Source organism: Bradyrhizobium sp. WYCCWR15520, from assembly GCF_056174665.1.
In genome coordinates, this window is the sequence record NZ_JBWBWM010000001.1 from 274,406 (window position 1) to 297,916 (window position 23,511).

Annotated in this window: 25 protein-coding genes; 8 read left to right on the top strand and 17 right to left on the bottom strand. The window is 63.2% G+C overall.

Going from position 1 to position 23,511, the window contains the following annotated elements; translation table 11 throughout:
• Nucleotides 1-80: 80 nt before the first annotated feature.
• The 15 genes from ribD to AC0QUY_RS01430 form a co-directional block, all read right to left on the bottom strand.
• Nucleotides 81-1,235, bottom strand: coding sequence for a bifunctional diaminohydroxyphosphoribosylaminopyrimidine deaminase/5-amino-6-(5-phosphoribosylamino)uracil reductase RibD (gene ribD / locus AC0QUY_RS01360; RefSeq protein WP_475385438.1), 1,155 nt, complete (start codon nucleotides 1,233-1,235; stop codon nucleotides 81-83).
• The gene (gene nrdR, locus AC0QUY_RS01365) at nucleotides 1,232-1,714 is read right to left on the bottom strand and encodes a transcriptional regulator NrdR (RefSeq protein ID WP_475385439.1); all 483 of its coding nucleotides are present in this window, start codon (nucleotides 1,712-1,714) and stop codon (nucleotides 1,232-1,234) included. Before nrdR ends, ribD begins: the two co-directional genes overlap by 4 nt.
• 12 nt (nucleotides 1,715-1,726) lie before the next feature.
• Entirely contained in the window at nucleotides 1,727-3,025 is a 1,299-nt protein-coding gene (gene glyA / locus AC0QUY_RS01370) for a serine hydroxymethyltransferase (RefSeq protein ID WP_475385440.1), read from the bottom strand.
• A 213-nt stretch (nucleotides 3,026-3,238) separates the two neighbouring features.
• On the bottom strand, nucleotides 3,239-3,862 hold the full coding sequence (locus AC0QUY_RS01375) for a glutathione S-transferase family protein (RefSeq protein WP_475385441.1): 624 nt from the start codon (nucleotides 3,860-3,862) through the stop codon (nucleotides 3,239-3,241).
• 1,007 nt (nucleotides 3,863-4,869) lie between these two features.
• On the bottom strand, nucleotides 4,870-5,445 hold the full coding sequence (locus tag AC0QUY_RS01380) for a histidine phosphatase family protein (RefSeq protein WP_475385442.1): 576 nt from the start codon (nucleotides 5,443-5,445) through the stop codon (nucleotides 4,870-4,872).
• A gap of 10 nt (nucleotides 5,446-5,455) precedes the next feature.
• Nucleotides 5,456-5,944 carry a DUF6644 family protein gene (locus tag AC0QUY_RS01385; protein WP_475385443.1) on the bottom strand — a complete coding sequence of 163 codons (489 nt, stop codon included), beginning with the start codon at nucleotides 5,942-5,944 and terminating at the stop codon, nucleotides 5,456-5,458.
• A gap of 6 nt (nucleotides 5,945-5,950) precedes the next feature.
• Nucleotides 5,951-6,307 carry a DUF6152 family protein gene (locus AC0QUY_RS01390; protein WP_161855000.1) on the bottom strand — a complete coding sequence of 119 codons (357 nt, stop codon included), beginning with the start codon at nucleotides 6,305-6,307 and terminating at the stop codon, nucleotides 5,951-5,953.
• A 105-nt stretch (nucleotides 6,308-6,412) separates the two neighbouring features.
• On the bottom strand, nucleotides 6,413-6,634 hold the full coding sequence (locus tag AC0QUY_RS01395; RefSeq protein ID WP_161855001.1) for a hypothetical protein: 222 nt from the start codon (nucleotides 6,632-6,634) through the stop codon (nucleotides 6,413-6,415).
• 37 nt (nucleotides 6,635-6,671) lie between these two features.
• On the bottom strand, nucleotides 6,672-6,896 hold the full coding sequence (locus AC0QUY_RS01400; protein ID WP_161855002.1) for a hypothetical protein: 225 nt from the start codon (nucleotides 6,894-6,896) through the stop codon (nucleotides 6,672-6,674).
• A gap of 114 nt (nucleotides 6,897-7,010) precedes the next feature.
• On the bottom strand, nucleotides 7,011-8,105 hold the full coding sequence (locus AC0QUY_RS01405; protein WP_161855003.1) for an ABC transporter ATP-binding protein: 1,095 nt from the start codon (nucleotides 8,103-8,105) through the stop codon (nucleotides 7,011-7,013).
• A 75-nt stretch (nucleotides 8,106-8,180) separates the two neighbouring features.
• Nucleotides 8,181-9,467: an extracellular solute-binding protein gene (locus AC0QUY_RS01410; RefSeq protein WP_475385444.1), complete on the bottom strand. Its 1,287-nt coding sequence runs from the start codon at nucleotides 9,465-9,467 to the stop codon at nucleotides 8,181-8,183.
• Between the two features lie 44 nt (nucleotides 9,468-9,511).
• Complete coding sequence (locus tag AC0QUY_RS01415; protein ID WP_475385445.1) at nucleotides 9,512-10,342, bottom strand: carbohydrate ABC transporter permease; 831 nt, start codon at nucleotides 10,340-10,342, stop codon at nucleotides 9,512-9,514.
• Between the two features lie 10 nt (nucleotides 10,343-10,352).
• A complete protein-coding gene (locus AC0QUY_RS01420) occupies nucleotides 10,353-11,246 on the bottom strand; it encodes a carbohydrate ABC transporter permease (protein WP_475385446.1) in 894 nt (297 codons plus the stop codon).
• Between the two features lie 346 nt (nucleotides 11,247-11,592).
• Nucleotides 11,593-12,108, bottom strand: coding sequence for a transcriptional regulator LdtR (gene ldtR / locus AC0QUY_RS01425; RefSeq protein WP_028345688.1), 516 nt, complete (start codon nucleotides 12,106-12,108; stop codon nucleotides 11,593-11,595).
• 443 nt (nucleotides 12,109-12,551) lie between these two features.
• Nucleotides 12,552-12,971 carry a DUF6163 family protein gene (locus tag AC0QUY_RS01430; RefSeq protein WP_475385447.1) on the bottom strand — a complete coding sequence of 140 codons (420 nt, stop codon included), beginning with the start codon at nucleotides 12,969-12,971 and terminating at the stop codon, nucleotides 12,552-12,554.
• Nucleotides 12,972-13,058: 87 nt separating this feature from the next.
• Here AC0QUY_RS01430 and AC0QUY_RS01435 point away from each other — a divergent pair, with 87 nt between their 5' ends.
• From AC0QUY_RS01435 to AC0QUY_RS01450, 4 genes are all read left to right on the top strand, one after another.
• Nucleotides 13,059-13,190: a hypothetical protein gene (locus AC0QUY_RS01435; RefSeq protein ID WP_475385448.1), complete on the top strand. Its 132-nt coding sequence runs from the start codon at nucleotides 13,059-13,061 to the stop codon at nucleotides 13,188-13,190.
• 27 nt (nucleotides 13,191-13,217) lie between these two features.
• Nucleotides 13,218-14,279 carry a porphobilinogen synthase gene (hemB, locus tag AC0QUY_RS01440; RefSeq protein ID WP_475385449.1) on the top strand — a complete coding sequence of 354 codons (1,062 nt, stop codon included), beginning with the start codon at nucleotides 13,218-13,220 and terminating at the stop codon, nucleotides 14,277-14,279.
• A 229-nt stretch (nucleotides 14,280-14,508) separates the two neighbouring features.
• Nucleotides 14,509-15,093, top strand: coding sequence for an RDD family protein (locus AC0QUY_RS01445; RefSeq protein WP_161855007.1), 585 nt, complete (start codon nucleotides 14,509-14,511; stop codon nucleotides 15,091-15,093).
• A gap of 178 nt (nucleotides 15,094-15,271) precedes the next feature.
• On the top strand, nucleotides 15,272-16,048 hold the full coding sequence (locus tag AC0QUY_RS01450; RefSeq protein ID WP_057849385.1) for an arginyltransferase: 777 nt from the start codon (nucleotides 15,272-15,274) through the stop codon (nucleotides 16,046-16,048).
• Between the two features lie 96 nt (nucleotides 16,049-16,144).
• Here the strand turns inward: AC0QUY_RS01450 and AC0QUY_RS01455 are convergent, their stop codons facing one another.
• Nucleotides 16,145-17,539: an Nramp family divalent metal transporter gene (locus AC0QUY_RS01455; protein ID WP_475385450.1), complete on the bottom strand. Its 1,395-nt coding sequence runs from the start codon at nucleotides 17,537-17,539 to the stop codon at nucleotides 16,145-16,147.
• A gap of 123 nt (nucleotides 17,540-17,662) precedes the next feature.
• On the opposite strand from AC0QUY_RS01455, the gene AC0QUY_RS01460 reads away from it, so the two are divergent.
• From AC0QUY_RS01460 to AC0QUY_RS01470, 3 genes are read left to right on the top strand one after another with little or no spacing between them, the layout of a single operon-like run.
• The gene (locus AC0QUY_RS01460; protein ID WP_475385451.1) at nucleotides 17,663-18,790 is read left to right on the top strand and encodes a PspA/IM30 family protein; all 1,128 of its coding nucleotides are present in this window, start codon (nucleotides 17,663-17,665) and stop codon (nucleotides 18,788-18,790) included.
• Nucleotides 18,787-19,443, top strand: coding sequence for an OB-fold-containig protein (locus tag AC0QUY_RS01465; protein WP_475385452.1), 657 nt, complete (start codon nucleotides 18,787-18,789; stop codon nucleotides 19,441-19,443). The genes AC0QUY_RS01460 and AC0QUY_RS01465 overlap by 4 nt, the downstream gene beginning before the upstream one ends.
• A 3-nt stretch (nucleotides 19,444-19,446) precedes the next feature.
• Complete coding sequence (locus tag AC0QUY_RS01470; RefSeq protein WP_161855012.1) at nucleotides 19,447-21,219, top strand: flotillin family protein; 1,773 nt, start codon at nucleotides 19,447-19,449, stop codon at nucleotides 21,217-21,219.
• A 112-nt stretch (nucleotides 21,220-21,331) separates the two neighbouring features.
• Here the strand turns inward: AC0QUY_RS01470 and AC0QUY_RS01475 are convergent, their stop codons facing one another.
• Nucleotides 21,332-22,216: a hypothetical protein gene (locus AC0QUY_RS01475; protein WP_475385453.1), complete on the bottom strand. Its 885-nt coding sequence runs from the start codon at nucleotides 22,214-22,216 to the stop codon at nucleotides 21,332-21,334.
• On the opposite strand from AC0QUY_RS01475, the gene AC0QUY_RS01480 reads away from it, so the two are divergent.
• Nucleotides 22,215-23,459: an MFS transporter gene (locus tag AC0QUY_RS01480; RefSeq protein WP_161855014.1), complete on the top strand. Its 1,245-nt coding sequence runs from the start codon at nucleotides 22,215-22,217 to the stop codon at nucleotides 23,457-23,459. The genes AC0QUY_RS01475 and AC0QUY_RS01480 overlap by 2 nt on opposite strands.
• The last annotated feature ends 52 nt before the right edge of the window (nucleotides 23,460-23,511 follow it).

Consider the following 23,511-nt stretch of genomic DNA (forward strand, 5'->3'; position numbering starts at 1 on the left):
GCTTGTCCCGGCCATCCACGTCTTCCTTTTCATCTGCCGCCAAGACGTGGATGCCCGGGACAAGCCCGGGCATGACGAGCTTAGACAGCGCGCTCATAAATAGTCAGAGTGTCCTTATCCAAGCTTTCGCTAGCACGTGTCCTGAACGCGGGCGACCCGGTGATTGCCGAGAGCGGCAATGCGTCCAGCGCGGGAATGCCGTCGGCGCCGACCTTGTCGGGGCCGCGCAACAGCCAGATTTCATCGACCAGGCCGCTGGCGACGAAGGAGGATGCGACCCGCGAGCCGCCTTCCACCATCAGCCTTGTGATGCCCTTGCCGGACAGCGCATGGAGCACTGCCGGCAAGTCCAGTCCGGGCGGTTTGGCGGTAGCCGCAACGCGCACCACCTGCGCGCCGGCGGCGCCGAGCTTCATGGCTGCGGGAGCGTCGGCGAAATCTGATGTCATCACCCAGAGCGGCGTCTGCCGCGCGGACTGAACCAGCTTGCTGGTGCCGGGCAGCCGCAGCGCGCGATCCAGCACCACCCGCACCGGCGAGCGCGCTTCCATCCCCGGCAGGCGGCAGGTCAGATGCGGATCGTCCGCCAGCACCGTGCCGATGCCGACCAGGATGGCGTCGCATTGCGCGCGCAGCAGATGCACGCGTGTCTTCGCCGCCTCTGCGCTGATCGCGACCGGCTTGTGGCCGGCAGCGCCGATCTTGTCGTCGTCGGATACCGCGAGTTTCAGGATCACATGCGGGCGCTTGTCGCGGACGCGGCGGAAATGCCCGGCGTGATCGCATGCGGCTTCCTGAGCGCCGAGGCCGACCTCGACGGTGATGCCGGCGGCGCGGAGTTTTGCGTGCCCCTGCCCGGCCACTTCCGGATTGGGGTCCTCGATCGCTGACACCACGCGCGCAATGCCGGAGGCAATTACTGCATCAACGCACGGCGGCGACTTGCCGAAGTGCGAGCAAGGTTCGAGCGTCACATAGAGCGTGGCGCCGCGCGCGGCCTCGCCGGCGCGCTTCAGCGCCTCAGGCTCGGCGTGAGGCCGGCCGCCGGGTTGGGTCCAGCCGCGGCCAACGATGACGCCATCCTTCACGACGACCGCGCCGACGGCCGGATTCGGCCAGGTCCGCCCCAGCCCGCGACGGCCGAGCGCCAGCGCCAGCTGCATGAAGCGCTGGTCCGCGGCTTTGGACTCCCTGAGTTTCTGCCCGTACTGGTCTTCCAGGATGCGGAAGATCATTTGCGCAACGTGGTGACCCGCGCGTCGTCTTCGCCGGTGAGTTCGCCGAGCACGGTCTCGAAGTCCTTGGCCTCGCGGAAATTGCGGTAGACGGAGGCGAAGCGCACATAGGCGACGTCGTCGAGCTGGCGCAGATGCTCCATCACGATCTCGCCAATCGCCTCCGAGGAGACTTCCGCCTCGCCGCCGCTTTCAAGCTCGCGCACGATGGCCGAGACCATCTTCTCGACCCTTTCAGGGTCGACTGGCCGCTTGCGCAGACTGATCTGCAGCGAGCGGACCAGCTTGTCTCGGTCGAACGGCACCCGGCGACCGTTGCGCTTGATCACGGTCAGTTCGCGCAACTGCACCCGCTCGAAGGTGGTGAAACGGAAGTTGCAGGCGATGCACACCCGCCGCCGCCGGATCACGGCCGAGTCCTCGGTCGGCCGTGAATCCTTCACCTGTGTATCGAGACTGTTGCAGCTCGGACAGCGCACCACTCGCGTCCTTTATTGATAGATCGGGAAGCGGTCGGTCAGCGCCTTCACGCGTTCCTTGATCGCAGCTTCAACCAGCGGCGCCTTGCCGTCTTCCGACTGCGCCAGCGCATTGAGCACTTCGGCGATCATGCCGCCGACCTGCTTGAACTCGGCTACGCCAAAGCCGCGCGTGGTCGCCGCCGGCGTGCCGAGACGCAGGCCCGAAGTGACGAACGGCTTTTCGGGATCGAAGGGAATGCCGTTCTTGTTGCAGGTGATGGCAGCGCGCACCAGCGCCTTCTCCGAGACGTTGCCCTTCAGACCCTTCGGCCTGAGGTCGACCAGCATCAGATGGTTGTCGGTGCCACCAGAGACGATATCGAGGCCGTGGCCGCGCAGCGTTTCCGCCAGCGCCTTCGCGTTCTCGACGACGTTCTTGGCGTAGACCTTGAAGTCCGGACGCAGCGCCTCGCCGAACGCTACCGCCTTGGCGGCGATGACATGCATCAGCGGACCACCCTGCAGGCCCGGGAAGATCGCCGAATTCAGTTTTTTGGCAATCGCCTCGTCGTTGCACAGGATCAGGCCGCCGCGCGGGCCGCGCAGCGACTTATGCGTCGTCGTCGTAGTGACGTGGGCATGCGGCACTGGCGAGGCATGGACGCCGCCGGCGACGAGGCCGGCGAAATGCGCCATGTCGACCAGCAGATAGGCGCCGACGCTGTCGGCGATCTCGCGGAAGCGTTTGAAGTCCCACGCGCGCGAATAGGCCGATCCGCCGGCGATAATCAGCTTCGGCTTCACCTGCTCGGCCTGCTTCGCCACTTCATCCATGTCGATGATCTGGTCCTCGCGCCGCACCGTGTAGTGCGAAGCCTTGAACCACTTGCCGGACATGTTGACCGGCGAGCCGTGGGTGAGATGGCCGCCGGCGGCGAGGTCGAGGCCCATAAAGGTATCGCCGGGCTGCAGCAGCGCCAGAAACGTCGCCTGGTTCATCTGGCTGCCGGAGTTCGGCTGGACGTTGGCAAAGCCAGCGCCGAACAGCTTCTTGGCGCGCTCGATCGCCAGCGTCTCGGCGACGTCGACCCATTCGCAGCCACCATAGTACCGCGCGTTCGGATAACCTTCGGCGTACTTGTTGGTCATCACCGAGCCCTGTGCTTCCAGCACGGCCCGGCTGACGATATTTTCGGACGCAATCAGCTCGATCTCGTGCCGCTGGCGACCGAGTTCGCCCTTGATCGCGGCGGCGATTTCCGGGTCGGCCTCGGCAAGGGTGGCCGTGAAGAACGAGTCGGGCGCGGAGGCGGTCTTGGCGCTGGTCATTGGACGAAATATCTCCACCGCCGCAGGCCCTTGGGGGCAAAGCGGGCGGGTCTGGTGTGGCCGGTCGAAAGAAGCCTGTGAGATACCACATCCGGCCGAAGTGGCCAAGCATTTGCGGTATCCGGCTGGTATTTGTGCAAGATATGGTGGGGATGTAGGGGGTTCCCAGGCCCCCTGTTTCCCGTCGCCTCCGGTCCGAAACCCCATTCACCGTCACGCAAACCGGTACGGCCCGCCCTTGGCGACCGAGCGCTGGAACGCCGGCCGGGCGTGCATGCGCTCCAGCCAGGCGGCAAGGTTCGGATAGGCGCCGAGCTTGTCGAACACTTTTGCCATCTCGCCGACAAAGCTCATCTGGATGTCGGCACCGGTCAGCGACGCCCCGACGAAGAACTCCCGCCCCTTCAGTGCGCCGTCGACATAGCCGAGGTGGTTGGCCAGTTCGCTGTCGATGCGCGGATGCAGGGGCGCGCCAGCCTCCTTCAGCCGGCCGACATAGAGGTTGAGCATCAGCGGCAACATCGCCGAGCCTTCGGAATAATGCAGCCACTCGTTGTAGGCTTCGTAGTCGGCGCTGCCGGGCGCCGGCATCATCGCGCCCTTACCGTAATGGCGGATGATGTAATCGACGATGGCGCCGGACTCGGCGATGGTGGTGTCGCCGTCGGTGATGACGGGCGATTTGCCGAGCGGATGAATCGCTTTCAACTCCGGCGGCGCGAGCCGGGTCTCGGCGTTGCGCTGATAGCGCTTGATCTCGTGCGGAAGCCCGAGCTCTTCCAGCAGCCACAGGATCCGCTGCGAGCGGGAGTCGTTGAGATGGTGGAGCGTGAGCATGGGGTTTCCTCGTTGTTGCTGGCGCGGTTCACTTGAGACTGTCATTGCCAACCAGGCGAAGCAATCCACATCGCAGACCGTAGGATGGGTGGAGCGAAGCGATACCCATCAATGCCACCAATACGGCGCATGTCGCGATGGGTTTCGCTGCGCTCTACCCATCCTACAGCAGCCAGTACGCCGCGGCCCATCAGCGTCATTGCGAGCGCAGCGAAGCAATCCATTTTTCCGTTATGCCGCGAGATGGATTGCTTCGCTGCGCTCGCAATGACGGTGATATAGATTCGCGATCTCGCGACATGTTTTGCCCGAGGTTTTCATCTCTTTGTCCGCCCTCTCATTCGGAGGGCGCAGGGAAGACCGGGTGCTTGCTGCACCCGAGGTCTCGTGTGCCGTTGCGCATAAAGGAAAACGCACACGAGCATACAGGTACAGCGGGGGCATCCCGGCCTTCCCTGCGCAATGGCTTTACGGCTTATAACGAGCTCTCCCCGGAGAACGGCTCTTTTGCCTCCGTCGCCCCCGAGAAGCTTCGCTTCTCTTGGACTTAACGCCAGCACCGCGACGCCAGGACCACACGACTTCGCCGTACGCTTCCGGCGCGCACGTCTCGCGCCATTCACGTCCATCGCATCTCACCGCGCGTTCGTGACGATGGCCGACGCCCCTCATCTGCCGTGAGACGGGCGGAGTTATGCGACTGATTTGGGTGAGAACGAAAGCAGAATATTTTTGAGAGCGCCACTGGACACAACATCTAGCTGATTTGTCCCTCAACCTGCGCGAGATTTTCGTCGGTCCTCTCGTGAACCAGATCACATGCGGGCGTTTTGACTGCGCTTATAAACCATCCGGGGCTGACAGATGGATTTCCCAAGATGGAAAGCTCACTCCCACACGGCGACCGTAGCGGCCACGAAACCTGCGCGATTTGAGGCCGTGATCGCCAACTGGAACCGGTATCGCAACAAAGACGCGAGGGCGGACGCGCGGTAATCGCACTGCGCTCAATCGAGAAGCAAGCGGCCGACCGGTTCGGCGCGGTCGCTGCCGCCTTTGACGACGACGATCTCGCCGCTGGCCGGCGAGACGCCGGTCAACGCCGAAATGTTCGCGCCGTGCGTCACGATGAGCAGGTTTCCGCCTGCCGTCCATTTGGCGATGAGCGCGCGCCCTCCTGCCGTAAGCGTCTCCCTTTGATCGCGCAGCACCACGACATTGCCGAATGTCGGCTCGGTCTCGATCGTGCCGAGGTTCATCAATTTGGCGGTGTCGGTGCATCGGCACCACGGCGAACTCAGGATCTTTTCGAACGCGATCCCTTCCCGTTTGAGCCGCGCGCCGATCTTTTCCGCGTCCGCCCTGCCCTTGGCGCTGAGGTTGCGCTGGGTGGCGCAATCCTCGACGCGGAAGCCGGGCGGATCGCCAAAGCCTCCCGGCGCATCGGCGTGCCGCATCAGCGCGACATGCCCGCCGGCGCGCAGGGCATTCCAGGCCTTTGCAGCCTCGTCGGCGATGGCGGTCTCCGCCGTGGCGCTGAGGCCGAGCAGGAGTACGAAGATGGCGAAGCGAATAAGGGACATAGCCACCTCACTAGAAGTAGGCAATCAGGCGTCCCGCACAGATAACGCCGAGCCACAGCAGGATCGATAGCAGCGCCGTCGCCTTGGCTCCAAGGGAGGCTTCCTTTCCCCACGCTTCAGCATGGCGCCATGGGATCGCATGCGCGATCACGATGTTGATCAGCGCCGCCACAATCAGCAGCGCCTTGGCCTGGAATGCCGGGTTCTTCACAACATGCGAGGCATCGGCGCTGAACAGCAAAAATCCCATGCTGATCGCGAGCAGAAAGCCGGCGCGCGACACCGGCAACAGCAATTGCGCCATCGGCTGGATCGCAATCGCGCGCCCGAGCCCCAATAGCCTCAGATCGAGCGCCAGGATCGATCCGACGAGCACCACAAAGCCGATGATGTGCAAAATCTCGACCGCGGGATAAAGCGCGGGCGAAGAGCGCATCGTGTGCCCCAGCGCGCTTTCCTGCAGCGACAGGAAGATCGATGCGGCCGGCTGATGTTCCACGCGCGCCTACCGCAACTCGATCCGCTTGCCGTCGAGCACGATATATTCGATCCGCGCCTCGTCCGGCTTGGTGGTGTGAGGATAGCCGAACACGGTGCAGGTCTTGCCGGGCGCGATCAGATCAGCCGTCGCGCCACGCGCCTGCATGCGCGAGGGCGGCGCCAGGACGAAGTGCCAGCGCTTGCCGTCGACCTCCATCTCGATCTCGCAATGCGGGTTCTCGAAGGTCGATTTCAGGATCTTGCCGGTGACGGTGAAGGATTTTGACGTATCGTATCCGCCCCAGCCGTGATGGGCGATGGCGGAAGCCGGCACGAGCGCTGCCGCAAGCGACAGGAATAAGCGACGGGTGAGTGAGGTCATGGCAGCCTCCGTCGATCAGAGCCCGGAATCTATGGCGGCGTGCGCGGGGCAGCAAGCCTTTCTCCGCCAGGTTGTCCTTCCATCCGCTGCGTCGATCGGGTCCCCCTACAGCCCCGTATATCCAGCCTTCACCGGATCATTGCTGCCGTCGAGCTGGCGCAAATAGGTCAGTCCGCACACCGTCAGCCGGTGCGGATCCTTCTCGCCGGCCTCGACCAGCGTGGTGAGATAGGCCGTCACCTTGGCGCGCGCCTCGTCGCTGGCTGCGGAAGTGCAGTTCAGAAGCAGGTCATAGGTCTGCATGATGCGATCGATCGCGGCTTCCATGGAATTCTCCTCACGTGGGATGACACCGTTGATACGGTCAGGCCGATACGCTGGCCTCGAATTTGGCGATTGCCCTGTTGGCAAGCCTGATCCGGTTGAATTCGCCGAGCTGGAACATCTTGACGATGATTTCGAGCAGCCGCTCGTCGGTGGCGAAGCTGTCGGCGATGGCGCCGGTTTTGCGGAGGTAGTTCGAGGCGATGGCATAGGCGTCGTCCACCACCTCGAAGTTCATGACCTGCAACCCACGCTCGACCAGCATGCCCCACCTGTTTTATGGCCGGGCCGACAATGCGCAAGGGCGCGAGATGGTTCCATTTTTTTTGGAACACGGAACTTTGGGCGATCAAACAAACGTGCTTCGGCCTGATTTCACTCAGGAAATCGGCAGTTCGGTCTGCGGATCGAAGAAATGCAGGCGGCCGGCCTGCGCCGACAGGCGAACCCGGTCGCCGCGCGCGATCACGGTTTCCGCCGGCACGCGGGCGGCGGTGATGCTGGCATTGCCCACCCTCGTCTCCAGCAGGATTTCCGAACCGAGCTGCTCGACGACCTCGACGTGGGCGTCGAAACCAAGGCCCGGGGCGCCGGTGCCGAGCGAGAGGTGCTCCGGCCGCATGCCCATGATCACGCGGCGACCGCTGTGCACCGCGAGCGCGGACGCATCCGCGGGCCCGATCGTGAGCCGCAGGCCCTCCGTCTCGACCGATGTCACGCCCGCCGCGCTGCGCACGTTGACGTCGATAAAGTTCATCGCGGGCGCGCCGATGAAGCCGGCGACGAACTTGTTGGCGGGCTTGCCATAGACCTGCAGCGGCGTACCGATCTGCTGAATGCGGCCGTCGCGCATGATGACGACGCGGTCCCCGAGCGTCATGGCCTCGACCTGGTCGTGGGTCACGAATACCGAGGTGGTCGGAATTTCCGCATGCAGCCGCTTGATCTCGATACGCATCTGAGCGCGCAGCTTGGCATCGAGGTTCGACAGTGGCTCGTCGAACAGAAACACCTGCGGGTTGCGGACGATGCAGCGGCCGAGCGCGACGCGCTGCTGCTGGCCGCCCGAGAGCTGCTTCGGCTTGCGCTGCAGCAGATCATGCAGCCCGAGCATGCCGGCGGCGCGGTCGATCGCCGTCTTGATCTCAGCCTCCGGCGTCTTCTTGTTGCGCAGGCCGAAAGCCAGATTGTCGTAGACGCTCATGTGCTGGTAGAGCGCGTAATTCTGGAACACCATGGCGACGTCGCGGTCGCGCGGCGGCAGGTGATTGACCACCTTGTTGCCGATGCGGATGTCGCCGCTGGTGATGTCTTCCAGGCCTGCGATCATGCGCAGTGTCGTCGACTTGCCGCAGCCGGACGGGCCGACCAGCGCCACGAACTCCTTGTCGGCAATCTCGAGATCGACGTCCTTCACGGCGTGGAACAGCGAGCCATAATGCTTGTTGAGCTTGCTCAGTGAAATTGCTGCCATTGCCTCGCCGCTATTGAACCTGTTGCTGTTCTGGAAAGCCCGCCGCAAATCGCGCGGCGGGCCTCACGTCGTTGATTACTGCGCGGCCTTGCTGACCAGCGGGGCGTTCTCGGCGAGTACCTTTGCAATGTCCTCGCGCTTGCCGGTGACCGCTTTGGTGACGGCGTCGTTGAACGCCTTGTGCACGGCGGGCCATTGCGGGAAATAATAGGCGCCGCGCACCTTGTCCGGGGAGTCGAGCACCGCCTCCTTCAGCAGCTTCATGAAGGGATCCTGCGCGGCGATCTCCGGCCAGAACTCCATGTTGGGCGGTGGCGCGCCGGTCGCCTTGAACATTTTGATCTGGCCTTCCTTGTCGAGCATCATCGCATTCAGCATCTGCTTGGCGAGCTTCTTGCGCTCTTCCGGTATAGACTTCGGGATTGCCCAGCCCCAGATGTCATCCCAGCCGAAGGGCTTCTTCCGGTCGGGGCCGAGTGGGAAGCGCGCCGCGGCGACCTTGCCGGCAATCTTCGACTTGTTGGGATCGTTGAACGTGCCCCACCACAGCGTATCAGCCACCGTGAATGCGGCGTCGCCCGCCATGAAGATGGCGTTGGCTTCGTTGCGGTCATAGGCCGGCATGCCGCGCGGCGCGATCTTGTGGGTGTTGATCGCATCCCACCAGTACTCCACCGTCTTCTGCATGCAGGGGTCGGTCATGCTCGATTTCCAGCCGGCTTCCGCGAGCTTCTTGTTGTCCCGCTCGTAGGCCGGCAGCAGCACGTCGCAATTGTTGGCCCACATCGACCAGAACCAGCTGAACCAGGAGTGGTTCATCGACATGCCACCGACATAGCCGAACTTCACCTTGCCGTCCGCCTGTAGCTTCTTGCTCAGGGTGACGAGCTCATCCAGCGTCTTCGGCACTTCGTCGGGCTTGACGAGGTCGGAGCGGTAGAAGAACACGCTGAAAGTCTGGCCCATCGGTACGACGGTGTTCTGTCCCTGCGCATTGGCGAACACGATGGGCGACATGCTCCATTTGGAGCCAAACTTGTTGGCTTCGACATCGTCGGTCGGCTCCAGCAGATGCGCCCAGGTCTGACCCCAGTCGTCATTGTGCCAGATCACGTCATACTGATCGGAGTTCGAGGTCAGCGAGGCCGTCATCTTCTCGACATAGACGCCGTAGGAATTCGGCACCTTGACGATCTTGACGCCGTTCTTGGTGCCCCAGGCCTCGAACATCGCAATCGAGGCATCCTGGATCGGGCTCGGCTGATAGCCGATCCGCAGCTCCTTCACCTGTGCGGCGGCACTGCCGGTCACAGCCACCAGGGCTGCGGTTGCCGCAACGAACCATCTCGCCAGTCCCTGCATCGCCTCTCCTCCTCTTTTTGTCGTTGTGTCGTGTCGTCCCTCAGCTAGATCCGTAGTCCCCGAATGACGTATTTCTGGCCGAACAGCGCGATCAGGAAGGCCGGCACCAGCGCCATGACCGCGGTCGCCGCCATCAGATTCCAGCGCAGTCCCATCTCGGTGACGAACTGCGCCATGACCACCGTGATGACAGGCACGCGATTGCCGGTCAGGATCAGCGCGAACAAAAACTCGTTCCAGGTGAACAACCAGCACAGCACCGCGAGCGCCGATATCGCCGGCAGCGCCGACGGCACCGCGACGCGGATGAAGGCGCCCCACCGGGTGCAACCGTCGACCATGGCGGCATATTCCATCGACGGATCAATGCCGTCGAAAAAGCCCTTCATCAGCCAGGAGAAGAAGCAGATGTGCACCGCTATGTGCGGCAGCAGCAGGCCGGTATAGGTGTCATAGAGGCCCCAGCTTTGCGTCACAAAATAGAGCGGCAAGACCCAGGAGATGTAGGGCACGCAGCGGAACACGTAGATGGTGCCGAACCAGAGCCGTGAGGCCGGCCCGGTGAAGCGCGACAGCATGTAGCCACTCGAGACCGTCACCAGCAATGAGAACACGGTCGCCAATGTCGAGATCAGCGCGCTGTTGAGAAAGGCCGCCACGATCCGGTCGTCGGTCAACACCTCGGCGAAGCTGGCGAGCGTGAACTCGGTGCCGCGATGGACGTAATAGATGCCGGATTCCGGGCGCAGCGAGGTCAGGATCAGCCACAGCACCGGAAAGGCAAACGCAAAGCAGATGAAGGCGACCGCGAGCGCAAACAGCGTCTTGCGGCCCATCGGCGGCAGCCACGGCAGAAATTGGGGGCGGCTTACCATGGCCATCGGATCAAGCCTTTGCGATACGGTCGACGAGGCGATAGAGCGCCACGCCAATCACGAGAATGACGAGCCCACCGATGATCGCGGCCGCCGAACCGCGGCCGAGATCGAGATTGAGGAAGGCGTGGACATAGGCGTAGAGGCTGAACAGTTCGGTCGAGCGCCCCGGCCCGCCGCCGGTCAGCGTCCACACGATATCGAAGGTGCGGAAGGCATCGATGGCGCGGATCACCACGCAGACCACGATCACCGGGCGTAACATCGGCAGCGTGAGATAGCGGAACACGCGCCAGGTGGTGGTGCCGTCGATGGCGGCGGCCTCGAATGGCTCCTTCGGCAGGCTCTGCAGGCCCGCGAGCAGCAATAGCGTGAACCACGGCGTCCACAGCCAGATGTCGGTCAGCAAGATGATGCCGAACGCGCTCCAGCGCTGCACCAGCCAGGGCTGCCCATCGAGGCCGATGGCTTCCAGCACCACATTCACGATGCCGAACTGGTCGTTGAAGATCCAGCGGATCATGATCGCGGCGATCACGGGCGCCACCATCAGCGGCACCAGGAGGATCGTCTGCACCAGCTTCTGTCCTGGGAATGGCCGGTTGAGCAGCAGCGCCAGCATTAGCCCCGCCACTAGCGCACCGGCAACGCTCAGCACCATGAACAGGAAGGTGTTCGGCAGCACTACGTACAGGAACGCCGGATCCGATATCACGGCGACATAGTGGTCGAAGCCGATCCAGGTCTTCTTGGGATTGTAGAGCGCCCAGTCGCGAAAGCTGGCGTTGGCGCCAATCACGATCGGCACGACCTGAAACAACAGCAGCAGCAGCGCAGCCGGCGCGATCAGAAGCAGCACGAAGCGCTGTTGCTCGCCGAACATGGGACGCCGTGATGCCGACAAGCCCGTTTCCCCATTTGGGCGTCAAGCCGTCACGGCTCTTTTCGGCCGCTACGTGCGTGAAGCCTGTATTTATTTGGGATTATGGGCGGGGGCTCGAAGGCTAGTCAATCCGGATTGTGCAAGAGGCACAATCGGATGATGCAAGGGACTAGTGAAACGCCGGGTGCTGCTGCAAGCATTCGTGCGCAGCGGCGCGACTTGAGGTTGCCTGAAAGACAAAACGCACCGGACCCGGAAAACCGGGGCCGATGCGCTTTGAGCAAGGCTTACTGCCTTGCCAGTTCATTATCCGCTGTTGGCTGCCGGTCTTCTAACCGGCCGGCTTGCCGTAAGCAGATCGAAATTCTCAGAGCCGATACAGGATCTGGTCGGTCCAGAACCGCTCGAGGCGGTGCAGCGACTTGTTCAGCGTCGCGAACTCCTCGTTCGAGATGCCGCCGACCTGCTCCACCGTCTTGACGTGCTTCTGATAGAGTGCGTCGACGATCTTGCGGATCTCCTGGCCCTGCGCGGTCAGGCGGATGCGGACCGACCGACGATCAACGCGGGAGCGCTGATGATCGAGGAAGCCGAGCTCGACGAGCTTCTTCAGGTTGTAGGAGACATTGGAGCCGAGATAGTAACCGCGCGTGCGCAGCTCGCCCGCGGTCAGCTCCTTGTCGCCGATGTTATAGAGCAGCAGAGCCTGCACCGAATTGATGTCGGCGCGGCCGCGGCGATCGAATTCGTCCTTGATGACGTCGAGCAGCCGGCGATGAAGCCGCTCCACCAAAGTCAACGCTTCCAGATAGAGCGGCTGCACCGGAGTTTGACCGGCAGAGCGTTCAGCGGTTTCCACCGCCGTCGCAACGGCTTTGATCATGACACTTCCCCTGTCGTCGTTTTTCGACTTATTTCGACGAAACTTCTGTCCCGCCTGATAGCTTCAACTTAAGGGGCCCGTTTGAAGATCCGCTTAAATAAGACAATAAAGAGATCATGAATTTAACAGAGTGAATTGTGCATTAAGCCCTATGGATCAAGGCTTTTTGCAACATTTCATTGAGGCTGGAAGCGTCCTGTTCACGCTTCGTCTGCACCCCCTGTCGCATTCGGAAACAGGTGCGTCTGAAATCGAAACGCTCGCGTAAGATGTGTGGTGGAACCCTTTACGCCCCTTAACGGTGACTGAAAGGTTACCGGGAAAATTTTGGAAAATTGTACGGGACCGCGTCGCGATTTTTGCACGCGAATTGATTATGGCGGAAAACTGACACGTTGCTTCTCCCTTCTTCCCGCGTCGAGGGAGCGCATCAGCGCAAACCGCTACGGCGGGCGTTCGCGCGCGGCCATCCATGCGAGCATGAGATAGGCGCCGAGCATCACGGCCTCGAGCGCCACCACTGTCAGGCTGCCGCCATAGATCCCCGGGAACATCAGTTCGATTACCGCCATCGACACCACGGTGGTGAGCCACACCACCGCGCCCCAGGGCGTGGCAAGCCAGAGGCCGACGGCGGCGACGAGCTCGATGACGGCGAAATAGACGGTCGCCGTCTGCCAGGCCATCGACTGGTTCTCGAACGCCTCTTCCTCGCCGCCGATGAAACCCGTGACCTGCGCCCAGTGGTACAGGCCCTTCATGATCGACACGATCGCCATGATGCGCAGGAACAGCACGAGGCGCCGCGTCCACACATTCTCCTCGGTCTCGATCCGTTCCGACGACATCGCCCCGACCGACATCGCATTGTCCCGGGCCTTGTCCCGCGCCGAAAGGTCAGACGCCGGCCCACGAGCTGAATTGGAAGCTGCCCCCGGAATTGGGGCTGAATGGTGCTGGAATCTGCTCATGGCTTCATGTCTTGGCCCGCCGGCACGGCAAAATCAATTGCCGATGAGATGGATCAAGGCGCGGTGACGGGCGGCGGGCAAGGTGCTAGAACTGGAACAAATCAAAATTGAGCCGTCGTCTTCAGGAGTACCCATCACATGGCGATCAAATTTGGGCGCCCGATCGAAATGCGCGACGCGCCGCGGCGGCAGACCGCCCTCGCCTCCACCCCGCTCGACCTGATCATCCGCCCCCGCCGCAACCGCAAGGCGGAATGGACGCGGCGGCTGGTGCGCGAGAACGTGCTGACAACAGACGACCTGATCTGGCCGCTGTTCGTGGTCGACGGCACCAACGCGCGCACGCCGGTGGCCTCGATGCCCGGCGTCGATCGCCTCACCGTCGATCAGGCGGTGCGCGATGCCGAGCGCGCGATGAAGCTGAACATCCCCTGCATCGCACTGTTTCCCTATACCGAGCCGTCCCTCCGAGACGAGACCGGTTCCGAGGCGCTCAATCCGAACAATCTGGTCTGCCAGTCGGTGCGCGCGATCAAGAAGGAATTTCCCGAGATCGGCCTGCTTTGCGACGTCGCGCTGGATCCCTTTACCAGTCACGGCCATGACGGGCTGATCGAGGACGGCAAGATCCTCAACGACGAGACGGTGGCGGTGTTGGTGAAACAGGCGCTGGTGCAGGCCGAGGCCGGTTGCGACGTCATAGCGCCCTCCGACATGATGGACGGCCGCATCGGCGCGATCCGCGAGGCGCTGGACGACAATGGTTTCGTCGACGTGCAGATCATGTCCTACGCGGCGAAATACGCTAGCGCCTTCTACGGCCCGTTCCGCGACGCCATCGGCTCGGCAAAAACGCTGACTGGCGACAAGCGCACCTACCAGATGGACAGCGCCAATTCCGACGAAGCCTTGCGCGAGGTCGAACTCGATATCGCAGAAGGCGCCGACATGGTGATGGTGAAACCCGGCATGCCCTATCTCGACATCGTGCGGCGGGTGAAGGACACGTTTTCGATGCCGACCTTCGTCTACCAGGTGTCGGGCGAATACGCCATGATATCAGGCGCCGCCAGCAATGGCTGGATCGACGGCGAGCGCGCGATGATGGAAAGCCTGCTCGGCTTCAAGCGCGCCGGCGCCGACGGGATTTTGACGTATTTTGCGCCGAAGGCCGCGGAGAGGTTGAAGGCGGAGGGGTAACCCTCGCTCTCTCCGCGCGTCATTGCGAGGAGCGAAGCGACCGAAGCAATCCATCTATCCGGTATGCCGTGAGTTGGATTGCTTCGCTTCGCTCGCAATGACGGGGTGGGAGCGGAGGCTCGCCCCCAAACCAGCCGAATATTGCTCGCTGTTAATGGTCGCAGGCCTTGGCGGCGGCCCGGCCGGTTCCCATGTCTCGTTCGGGAAATATCGGCCTGGAGGACGAACCATGTCTTATAGCGGCTCTGGCAATAGCGGCGGCGCGGATGCCGGCGGCCCATCAAGTGCTGGCGGCGCCTGGCGGAACGACGGCGGGGTGCCGCCGCATGCGTTCGATCCCGATATGCAGCCGGAACTGTTTCGCGGCGTGCTGACGCGGCGGGTGTTTGCGTTTCTGATCGACCTCGTGGTGCTGTCAGTGCCGGTCGTCCTCGGCTACATCTTCATCTTCGTGTTTGGCATCGTTACGCTGGGACTTGGCTGGATGCTGTTCTGGCTGGCGTGGCCGGCTACCATCGTGTGGGCGATTGTCTATTACGGTGCCTCGATCGGCGGGCCGCATTCGGCGACGCTTGGCATGCGCGCAATGGATCTGGAATTGCGTACTTGGTACGGCGCACCGGGCTATTTCGTGCTCGGGGCCTGCCATGCCGTGCTGTACTGGATCTCCGTCTCGTTCCTGACCCCGCTGGTGCTCTTGATCGGTCTGTTCAACGGCCGCCGCCGGCTGCTGCACGACATGATCCTGGGAACCGTGGTCATCAACAGCTCGGTTCGTACCCAGGTAGCGCCTTCGCCCCGCAGCAGCTACTGAGCGACCAGCAAACCGGATTGACCGTCAGCCTTTGGGGCGCAATGCTAGAGCCGGTCCGGCCCGCTGAATCGGGTCGGGCCGGCACTTTTCTTGTGTGAGGCGTTTTTTTAACGGGAACTGGTGTCTACTTCGCTCGAAAGCGCTATGGTTGATTGTTTCGGAGGCCTGACGAACCGACGTGACCCAGCACTCGCGTGATACCCCGCAATTCTACCTGACGGCGCCCTCGCCCTGCCCCTATCTGCCGGGCCGGCACGAGCGCAAGGTGTTCACGCATCTGGTCGGCGACAAGGCCGGCGACCTCAACGACCTCTTGACCCATGGCGGCTTCCGCCGCAGCCAGTCGATCGCCTACCGCCCGGCCTGCGACCAGTGCCGGGCCTGCGTTTCCGTGCGCGTCATCGCCAACGAATTCCGTCCCTCGCGCAACTTCAAGAAAGTCCTAGCGCGCAATGCCGACATCGTCGGCGAGCAGCGCAGCGCAGTGCCGACCTCGGAGCAGTATTCGGTATTCCGCGCCTATCTCGACAAGCGGCACCGCCATGGCGGCATGGCCGACATGACCGTGCTCGATTACGCGATGATGGTGGAAGACAGCCATGTCGAAACCCGCATCATCGAGTACCGCAAGCGCGGCGTCGACACCGGCATCACCGGCCGCGGCGAGGAGCTCATTGCGGTGGCGCTCACCGACGTGCTCAGCGACGGGCTGTCGATGGTGTACTCGTTCTTCGAGCCGTCGCAGCAGAGCCGCTCGCTCGGCACCTTCATGATCCTCGACCACATCACCCGCGCCCGCCGGCTCGGGCTGCCTTATGTCTATCTCGGCTACTGGATCGAGGGCTCCAAGAAGATGGACTACAAGGGCCGCTTCCTGCCGCAGCAGCGGCTGGCGCCGTCAGGCTGGCTCCGGGTGGACGCTTCTGGCGAGATGCTGACCGAGCCGCAGGATTAGGAAGCTCTCGTAGCCCGGATGGAGCGCAGCGAAATCCGGGGGCCGTACTCAAGATTCCCGGATTGCGCTTCGCTTCATCCGGGCTACGAATTCCAATCACCCGAAGAACGTCTCGACCAAGAGCTTCACGTTCAGCGCCACGATGATGCCGGCGACGATCCACGCGACGGCAGCCACGACGCGAGGGATGACGAACTCGCCCATCTTGCGCCGGTCGGAGACGAACCGCACCAGCGGGATCACCGCGAACGGCAATTGCATCGACAGGATGACCTGGCTGAACACCAGGAGTTGGCTGGTGCCGCGTTCGCCATAGATCGCGGTGACGATCACGACTGGAACGATGGCAATGCCGCGGGTCAATAGCCGCCGCGCCCAGCTCGGCAGGCGTAGATGTAAAAAGCCTTCCATCACGATCTGGCCGGCCAGCGTTGCCGTCACCGTCGAATTGAGACCGGAGGCGAGCAGTGCCACTGCGAACAGCGTCGAGGCGATGCCGAGGCCGAGCAGCGGCGACAGCAGTTCATAGGCCTGGCCGATCTCGGCGACCTCGGTGCGTCCGCTCGAATAGAAGGTGGCTGCGGCGACGATCAGGATCGCGGCGTTGATAAACAGTGCCAGCATCAGCGCAATCGTCGAGTCCGTCGTCGCCCATTTGATCGCCTCGCGGCGGCCTTCGTTGGTGCGTTCATAGGCGCGGGTCTGCACGATTGCGGAGTGCAGATAGAGATTATGCGGCATCACGGTCGCGCCGATGATGCCGATCGCGATGTAGAGCATTTCAGGATTGGTGACGATCTGGGGCGACGGCACGAACCCCTTCAGAACGGCAGCCACCGGCGGCGCCGCGGCCACGATCTGAATCGAAAAGCAGATCGCGATCACGATCAGCAGCGAGATGACAAAGGCTTCGAGGAAGCGAAAACCCTTGTTCATCAGGAGCAGCAGCAGGAAGGCGTCGAGCGCAGTGATCAGCGCGCCCCAGATCAGGGGAATGCCGAACAGCAGGTTGAGCGCGATCGCGGTGCCGATCACCTCGGCGAGATCGCAGGCAATGATCGCCGCCTCGCAGGCCACCCACAGCATGAAGTTCACGGGCCGCGAGAAGCTGGCGCGGCAGGCCTGCGCGAGGTCGCGGTCGGTGACGATGCCAAGCCGCGCGGCGAGCGCCTGCAACAGGATCGCCATCAGGTTCGACAGCAGGATGACCGCAAGCAGCGTGTAGCCGAACTTCGAGCCACCAGCGAGGTCGGTGGCCCAGTTGCCGGGGTCCATGTAGCCGACCGAGACCAGATAGCCGGGGCCGAGGAAGGCCAGCAGCCGGCGCGACCAATGCCCGCCAAAGGGCACCGAAATGGTCGAATGGACTTCAGGCAGGCTCCGCTGGGCACCAGCGGCCGCGTCAGCGCGCCAGCCAGTGGCGGTCGTATCGGTCATGGTCAAACTCTTGGCCGAGGGTTCGGCGCCCAAGCCAGGCGTGCGTGCGTCCATTTCAAAGGGATAAACGAGCTTCGATCTTATTGCAAATCATTTGCAACTGCATCTGGCGATCACGAAAATGATACGGACAATCCTCCTTGTAAAGCACCGAAGAAGTGCTTTACGTTATAGCCCATGATCAAGGTTCCAGTCGAAACGCCGACGGCCACCCTGCGATACGCCCTGGCGCCCGACGCGGCCGGCATTGCCGCCATCGAAGCGACCTTTGCCGACTACGATCGGATGATGGCCATACTCGCCGAGGTCGCACCGGTTGGCGCCAACCTCGTCGCGCTCCACGCCCAGGCCTATGAGCGGATCCGAATTGAGACCGGACTGCCCGCCCGCCTCGTGACGCTCGGCCTGCGCGACCGCGCCAACTACGTGGCCGGCGCGGCGGTGCGCAAGATTCCGCTCGACGACAAGCTGTTCGCGATCAAGGGACCGACTTCCGTGACCATCAGCACGGTCCGCGGGCGTGTTTTGGTGCCCTTCCATATCCCTGGCTATCTCGACGGCTGGGAAAGCCCCTTCCCGGCGCATCTCGTCTCGGATGGCCACGTCTACGAAATCCACATCGCCGTCAAATCGAAATCACCACCGGAGGAGAAGACCATGGTTCACGAGGGTATCCTTGCACGTATGGGTAGACTTCTTGCCGCTATCGCCAGCGAGACCATCGACAATGCCGAAAACAGCAACAAGGTCGCGCTGGTCAAACAGGCGATCCGCGAGATCGACGCCGGCGCCGACGAAGCGCGCCATGCGCTCGGCAAGTCGCGCGCCGAGGAGTTCCGCCTCAAGCGCCGGCGGGAAGAACTCGACGCCGACGTAGCCGGGCTGACCGAGAAGATTCGTCTTGCGGTTGCAGAAAACCGCGAGGATCTCGCGCGCGCCGGCGTTGCTCGGCAAATTGATCTGGAGTCGCAAGGCACCGCGCTCGAACGCGCCATGGATTTCATCGAACTCGAAATCGACGAGCAGACCAAGGCCTTACAGGCGATGCTTGGCGCGCGGCGTGAAGCCGAAACTCGCCTCGCCGATCTCGAAGCGAGCCTCGAAAAACATTCACCGCAGGAAACCGGACGCACGGCTGGTGCGACAAAGACAGTGAGTCCCGATCGGGCCATGGCCGCGATCGCCCGCGTCACGGGTGTGCCGGCTTCCGGCGTGCCAGGTGACAAGGAACTCGACGAACTCGACCGGTTGCACCGCGAAAAGGAAATCGCGGCACGCCTTGAAAGGATCAAGTCGCAGCAATGAGTGCCCTGACCGACATCCTGCTGGCGCCGGACGTGCGGCCCTTTGCCGTGGCCGCGGCGATCATGCTGGCGCTCGGCGGCATCGAACTGCTGGCAACGCTGGTCGGATTTTCGCTGAGCCACATCGGCAAGGACATCGGGGTCGAGACCGACAGTGAAAGCGGCCTCGGCGGCCTGTTCCTCTGGATCAATGCGGGACGTCTGCCGCTGTTGATCCTGATCATCCTCGCGCTCGGCGTGTTCTCGATTGCGGGTTTCTTTCTGCAGGGCCTCGCGCATGGCATCGGAATCTCGATTCCGGCCGCGATCGCGGCCCTTGCCGCTGCAGCCCTCAGCCTTCCCGCCATCCGCGTCACCAGCCGCGGCGTCGCCCGTGTGATTCCGCGCGACGAGACCTATGCGGTCGACGAGGCCGACTTCATCGGGCACGTCGCCGAAGTTTCGGTCGGGCCGCTCGACCAGGGGCTGCCCGGCCGCGTTCGTCTCAAGGATGTCTTCGGCAACTGGCATTCTCTCGTCGCACGCGCCAGCCCCGAATCCACGCCGCTTCCGGTCGGCGCCAGCGTGCTGCTGGTCGACCGTGACGCCAAGAGTTTTATCGCTATCTCCGCACCCGCCGACCTCATTGCACAACAACGATCAGACAGGGTTTAAAACATGTGGGAACTTGCAGTACCCGTCGCTATTGGCGTCATTGTCGTTCTTGTTATCGGTCTCCTGCTTGCAAAACTCTACCGCCGCTCGACGCGTGACGAAGCCTATGTCCGCACCGGTCTCGGCGGCCAGAAAGTCGTCCTCGACGGCGGCTCCATCGTCCTCCCGGTTTTTCACTCCGTCGCCGCGGTCAATCTGAAGACGCTGCGGCTGGAAGTCGCCCGCGGCGGCCCGGACTCGATGATCACCAAGGACCGCATGCGCGTCGACATCGGTGCCGAGTTCTATCTGCGAGTCAAACCCGATAGCTCCTCGATCGCGCTCGCTGCGCAGACGCTGGGCAGCCGCACCCAAAATGGCGGCGAGCTGCGCGAGCTGATCGAAGCCAAGTTCGTCGACGGCCTGCGTTCGGTGGCCGCCACCATGAATCTCGAAGAGCTGCAGGAGCAGCGCGCCACCTTCGTGAAGTCAGTGCAGGAGGCGGTCGGCGCCGACATCCAGAACAACGGCCTCGAACTCGAGTCGGTGTCGCTGACGCGGCTCGACCAGAGCGACATCAAGCATTTCAATCCGAGCAACTTCTTCGACGCGCACGGTCTGACGACGCTGACCAAGATCACAAGGGAGCGCGAACAGGAGCGCAACCAGATCGTCCGCACCACCGAGGTCAATATCGCGCAGCAGGACCTCGTCGCCCGCCAGACCACGCTGACGATCGAGGCCACCAAGCGCGAAGCGGAACTGGCGCAGCAGCGCGACATCGCCAACAAGACCGCCGCGATGCGCGCGCAGACCGCGCAGGTCGAGCAGACCGCGGTGCAGAACGAGGCCGAGTATCGAATCCAGCAGGAACTTGCTGTCGCCAACAAGCAGACCGAAGCCAACCAGTTGCGCGACACCCGCAAGATCGAGGCCGATCTCGCCGTGAAACGGCGCAACACCGAAATGGAGCGCGACTTGCAGATCGTGGCGCAGGAAAGCGCGATCGCGATTGCCACCAAGAGCAAGGAGCAATCCGAGGCGCAGACGGTTGCCGAAACCGCGCGTGCGCTGGCAATTGCGGCCGAGGAAAAGGTCACCACCGCCAAAGCCGTCGAAATCGCCGAGCGCGACAAGATCATCAACGTGATCGCGGCGCGCAAGGCCGCCGAGACCGAGGCGATGCCGATCACCGTGATGGCGGAGGCCGAGAACCAGGCCGCGAACAACAAGGCGGAGGCCATCACCATGCTGGCCAAGGCCGACGCCGATGCCGCGATCACGCGCGCGGCCGGCGTCAAGTCGCTCGGCCAGGCCGAGGCCGAGGTGGCGGCGCTGAAGGCGGAAGCCCGCAACAAGCTCTCCCAGGCGATCGTCGACTACGATCTCACGCTGGCGCGCATCAACGTGATCCCGAACGCGCTGGCCGAAGCGGTCAAGCCGATCGAGAAGATCTCGGACATCCGGATCTTCGACACCGGCGGCATGCTCGGCCGCGGCGGCGGCAACGGCGCCATGAACGGCCACAGCAACGGTCTCGGCCTCGGCGACGGCCTTGCCGCACAACTGCTGTCGGTCTCGGCGTTCAAGCCGATCATCGACAAGATTCTGGCCGAAGGCGGTTTTGCCGCCGGTCCTGACGCGCTGACCAGCCTGACCAATGCGCTCGCCGCGCAGCAACTGGCCGCTCCTCCGGCCGAACTGCCCGCCGTGCTTGATGAAGATGACGATGAGGTGGCGACGCCGCCCGCGACGATCTCCGGAACAGGCAAGGCGACGCTCGGACCCAAGACGTAATCAAAACGGCGGGCTGATCCGTCGTTTAGATCGAAATCGAAAGAGGGCCCGCCGCCATTCGCCGCGGGCCTTTTTTCGTGCGTCTGCGCATGTCTGAATTTATTATCGGCGCTCAGCGTTCGCCGAGATTGTCCATCGTGAACTTGCGAATCCGCTGCGCAAATGGGGCAACGACACCCGCGAAAGGTTTCCCGCCTTCCCGCAGCGCCAACATCTCCTTGCGTTGCTCCTCGATCAGCTCAAGCACTGCCTTTTTCTGCTCGGCCTTTAGGTCGGTTGCGCTCTCCGTGCGCTGGCGCGCGCCATCGAGAACCGTCTTGATCTCCGCCTCGGGAATCGTCGCAAAGAACCCTTTCATCGTTTCGTCTACTGCGGTTTTCCAGCTCTTCTGATTGAATCCCGCCTTGGTGATCAACTTTTGGCTCGCAGCATCCTTCTCGAACCAGTCGTCGGCTTCGTCATCGTCGTACGCGAAATCGCCAAACTCGGTCTTCAGCTTCTCGATAAGGTCAACGACGGTGCCGGCATCGCGAGAGGTCAATGCCAACGCGACCTTGTCGAATTTGGCCACGCTCAATGCAGCGAGCAAAGCAAAGGCTAATGCGACAGCCGCAGCTGCCCGTGAAGGGAAACCCTGCATTTTCAATCTACTCCTGTTGATTCCAATGAACGATCCCACCCACTTCACGGACGTGCTCACCGAATCAACAGGCAGCTCGCAAGGAAGTCGCGCCATCTGCCACTGCACATCAAATGCGCAGATTGTCAATTCGTCCGCCGCTCGATCCAAATATGCAGACGCGCTTGCGACATCGGACGACACCAGCGCAACGCCCTGCGGTGCTCCACGCGCGGCGATTTCTGTCGCGGGGACCGTGTGCTTCCGGTGCGTGTGGAGGTTTTTGTTTGTAGAGAAGCTTGTCGGGAAACGGGTGGGCTGGATCGTCCCTGGGCCGGACAATGCGCGGGAATCGAATCCATCATGGAACTCTGCCATGTCACCCGACCCGACGCCTCGCCTGCCCGCCACCTTCAACCGTCTGGCCTGGTCGAACCTCGCAGCCCAGTCGGCCGAGCAGATTGCGCTGGCCGCAGCGCCGATCGTCGCCGTGCTCCTGCTCGGCGTTGGCGAAGGCCAGACTGGCCTGCTGCAGACGGCGTTGACGCTGCCCTTCATCCTGTTTGCGATTCCCGCGGGCCTCCTTGCCGACCGCGTCTCGCGGCGCTGGGTGATGGCGGGCTCGGAGGCGCTGCGGGCAGCCGCGCTTGCCGCAATCCTGCTGCTGCTCTGGCTCGGACAAATGACGCTGCCCCTGCTGTCGCTGCTTGGCTTCATCGCGGTATGCGGCACGGTCGCCTACAGCGTCGCCGCGCCCGCGCTGGTGCCGTCGCTGGTCAATTCAGAGCAATTGCCCGCGGCGAACGCGCGGATCGAACTGGCGCGCACGGTGGCGTTTGCGAGCGGCCCCGCGCTCGGCGGTGTGCTGGTCGGATGGGTCGGCGCCGCGCCTGCGTTCGGCGTTGCCGCGGCGCTATCCGTGATCGCAGTCGTGCTGCTGTCAGGCATCTATGAGCCGGCGCGCGCGCCTGCCCCACGCCGCCATCCGCTGCAGGAGATCAGGGAAGGCGCGGCGTTCGTGCTGCACCATCCGCTGCTGCGGCCGGTGTTCATCACGCAGTTCATCTTCAACACGGCGTCGTTCCTGCTGCTCGCCGTGTTCGTGCCCTATGCCGTTCGCCATCTCGGGCTATCTGCCACCGGCGTCGGCGTGACGCTCGGGATGTATGGCGTCGGCATGGTGGCCGGCGCGCTCTCGGCCACGCGGGTGATGAAGCGCCTCGCCTTCGGCACCGTGATCGGGCTTGGGCCGGTGACCGGCTTCATCGCGGCGGCCGTGATGGCGCTGACCACGGTCGTTCCGGCGGCATGGCTTGCAGGCCTGAGCTTCTTCCTGCTCGGCGCCGGTCCGATCCTCTGGGTGATCTCGACCACGACGCTGCGCCAATCGGTGACACCGCCCTCGCTGCTCGGCCGCGTCTCCGCCATCAACATCATGAGCTACGGCGCCCGCCCGCTCGGCTCGGCGCTCGGCGCCATCGTCGGCGGCCTCTACAGCGCCGAAGCCTGCCTCTATCTGGCAGCCGTCATCTTCGCCGCGCAGGCGCTGGTGATCCTGCTCTCGCCCGCGGTCTCGCTGGCGCGGCAGCCGGACATGGTGGGTGAGCCGGCGCGCTGCTAGTGGGCCGCCGTCATTGCGAGGAGCAAAGCGACGAAGCAATCCATGCCTCGGC

Excerpts from the sequence above, each read along its gene's own strand:
- hemB (WP_475385449.1), top strand. The coding sequence starts at position 13,218 with ATGGCGATCAAATTTGGGCGCCCGATCGAAATGCGCGACGCGCCGCGG.
- AC0QUY_RS01465 (WP_475385452.1), top strand. The coding sequence starts at position 18,787 with ATGAGTGCCCTGACCGACATCCTGCTGGCGCCGGACGTGCGGCCCTTT.
- AC0QUY_RS01470 (WP_161855012.1), top strand. The coding sequence starts at position 19,447 with ATGTGGGAACTTGCAGTACCCGTCGCTATTGGCGTCATTGTCGTTCTT.
- AC0QUY_RS01475 (WP_475385453.1), bottom strand. The coding sequence starts at position 22,216 with ATGGCAGAGTTCCATGATGGATTCGATTCCCGCGCATTGTCCGGCCCA.
- AC0QUY_RS01400 (WP_161855002.1), bottom strand. The coding sequence starts at position 6,896 with ATGCTGGTCGAGCGTGGGTTGCAGGTCATGAACTTCGAGGTGGTGGAC.
- AC0QUY_RS01415 (WP_475385445.1), bottom strand. The coding sequence starts at position 10,342 with ATGGTAAGCCGCCCCCAATTTCTGCCGTGGCTGCCGCCGATGGGCCGC.
- AC0QUY_RS01405 (WP_161855003.1), bottom strand. The coding sequence starts at position 8,105 with ATGGCAGCAATTTCACTGAGCAAGCTCAACAAGCATTATGGCTCGCTG.
- AC0QUY_RS01395 (WP_161855001.1), bottom strand. The coding sequence starts at position 6,634 with ATGGAAGCCGCGATCGATCGCATCATGCAGACCTATGACCTGCTTCTG.
- AC0QUY_RS01390 (WP_161855000.1), bottom strand. The coding sequence starts at position 6,307 with ATGACCTCACTCACCCGTCGCTTATTCCTGTCGCTTGCGGCAGCGCTC.
- AC0QUY_RS01480 (WP_161855014.1), top strand. The coding sequence starts at position 22,215 with ATGTCACCCGACCCGACGCCTCGCCTGCCCGCCACCTTCAACCGTCTG.
- glyA (WP_475385440.1), bottom strand. The coding sequence starts at position 3,025 with ATGACCAGCGCCAAGACCGCCTCCGCGCCCGACTCGTTCTTCACGGCC.
- AC0QUY_RS01410 (WP_475385444.1), bottom strand. The coding sequence starts at position 9,467 with ATGCAGGGACTGGCGAGATGGTTCGTTGCGGCAACCGCAGCCCTGGTG.
- AC0QUY_RS01445 (WP_161855007.1), top strand. The coding sequence starts at position 14,509 with ATGTCTTATAGCGGCTCTGGCAATAGCGGCGGCGCGGATGCCGGCGGC.
- ldtR (WP_028345688.1), bottom strand. The coding sequence starts at position 12,108 with ATGATCAAAGCCGTTGCGACGGCGGTGGAAACCGCTGAACGCTCTGCC.
- AC0QUY_RS01380 (WP_475385442.1), bottom strand. The coding sequence starts at position 5,445 with ATGTCCCTTATTCGCTTCGCCATCTTCGTACTCCTGCTCGGCCTCAGC.
- ribD (WP_475385438.1), bottom strand. The coding sequence starts at position 1,235 with ATGATCTTCCGCATCCTGGAAGACCAGTACGGGCAGAAACTCAGGGAG.
- AC0QUY_RS01375 (WP_475385441.1), bottom strand. The coding sequence starts at position 3,862 with ATGCTCACGCTCCACCATCTCAACGACTCCCGCTCGCAGCGGATCCTG.
- AC0QUY_RS01430 (WP_475385447.1), bottom strand. The coding sequence starts at position 12,971 with ATGTCGGTCGGGGCGATGTCGTCGGAACGGATCGAGACCGAGGAGAAT.
- AC0QUY_RS01435 (WP_475385448.1), top strand. The coding sequence starts at position 13,059 with ATGGTGCTGGAATCTGCTCATGGCTTCATGTCTTGGCCCGCCGGCACG.
- AC0QUY_RS01460 (WP_475385451.1), top strand. The coding sequence starts at position 17,663 with ATGATCAAGGTTCCAGTCGAAACGCCGACGGCCACCCTGCGATACGCC.
- AC0QUY_RS01455 (WP_475385450.1), bottom strand. The coding sequence starts at position 17,539 with ATGGACGCACGCACGCCTGGCTTGGGCGCCGAACCCTCGGCCAAGAGT.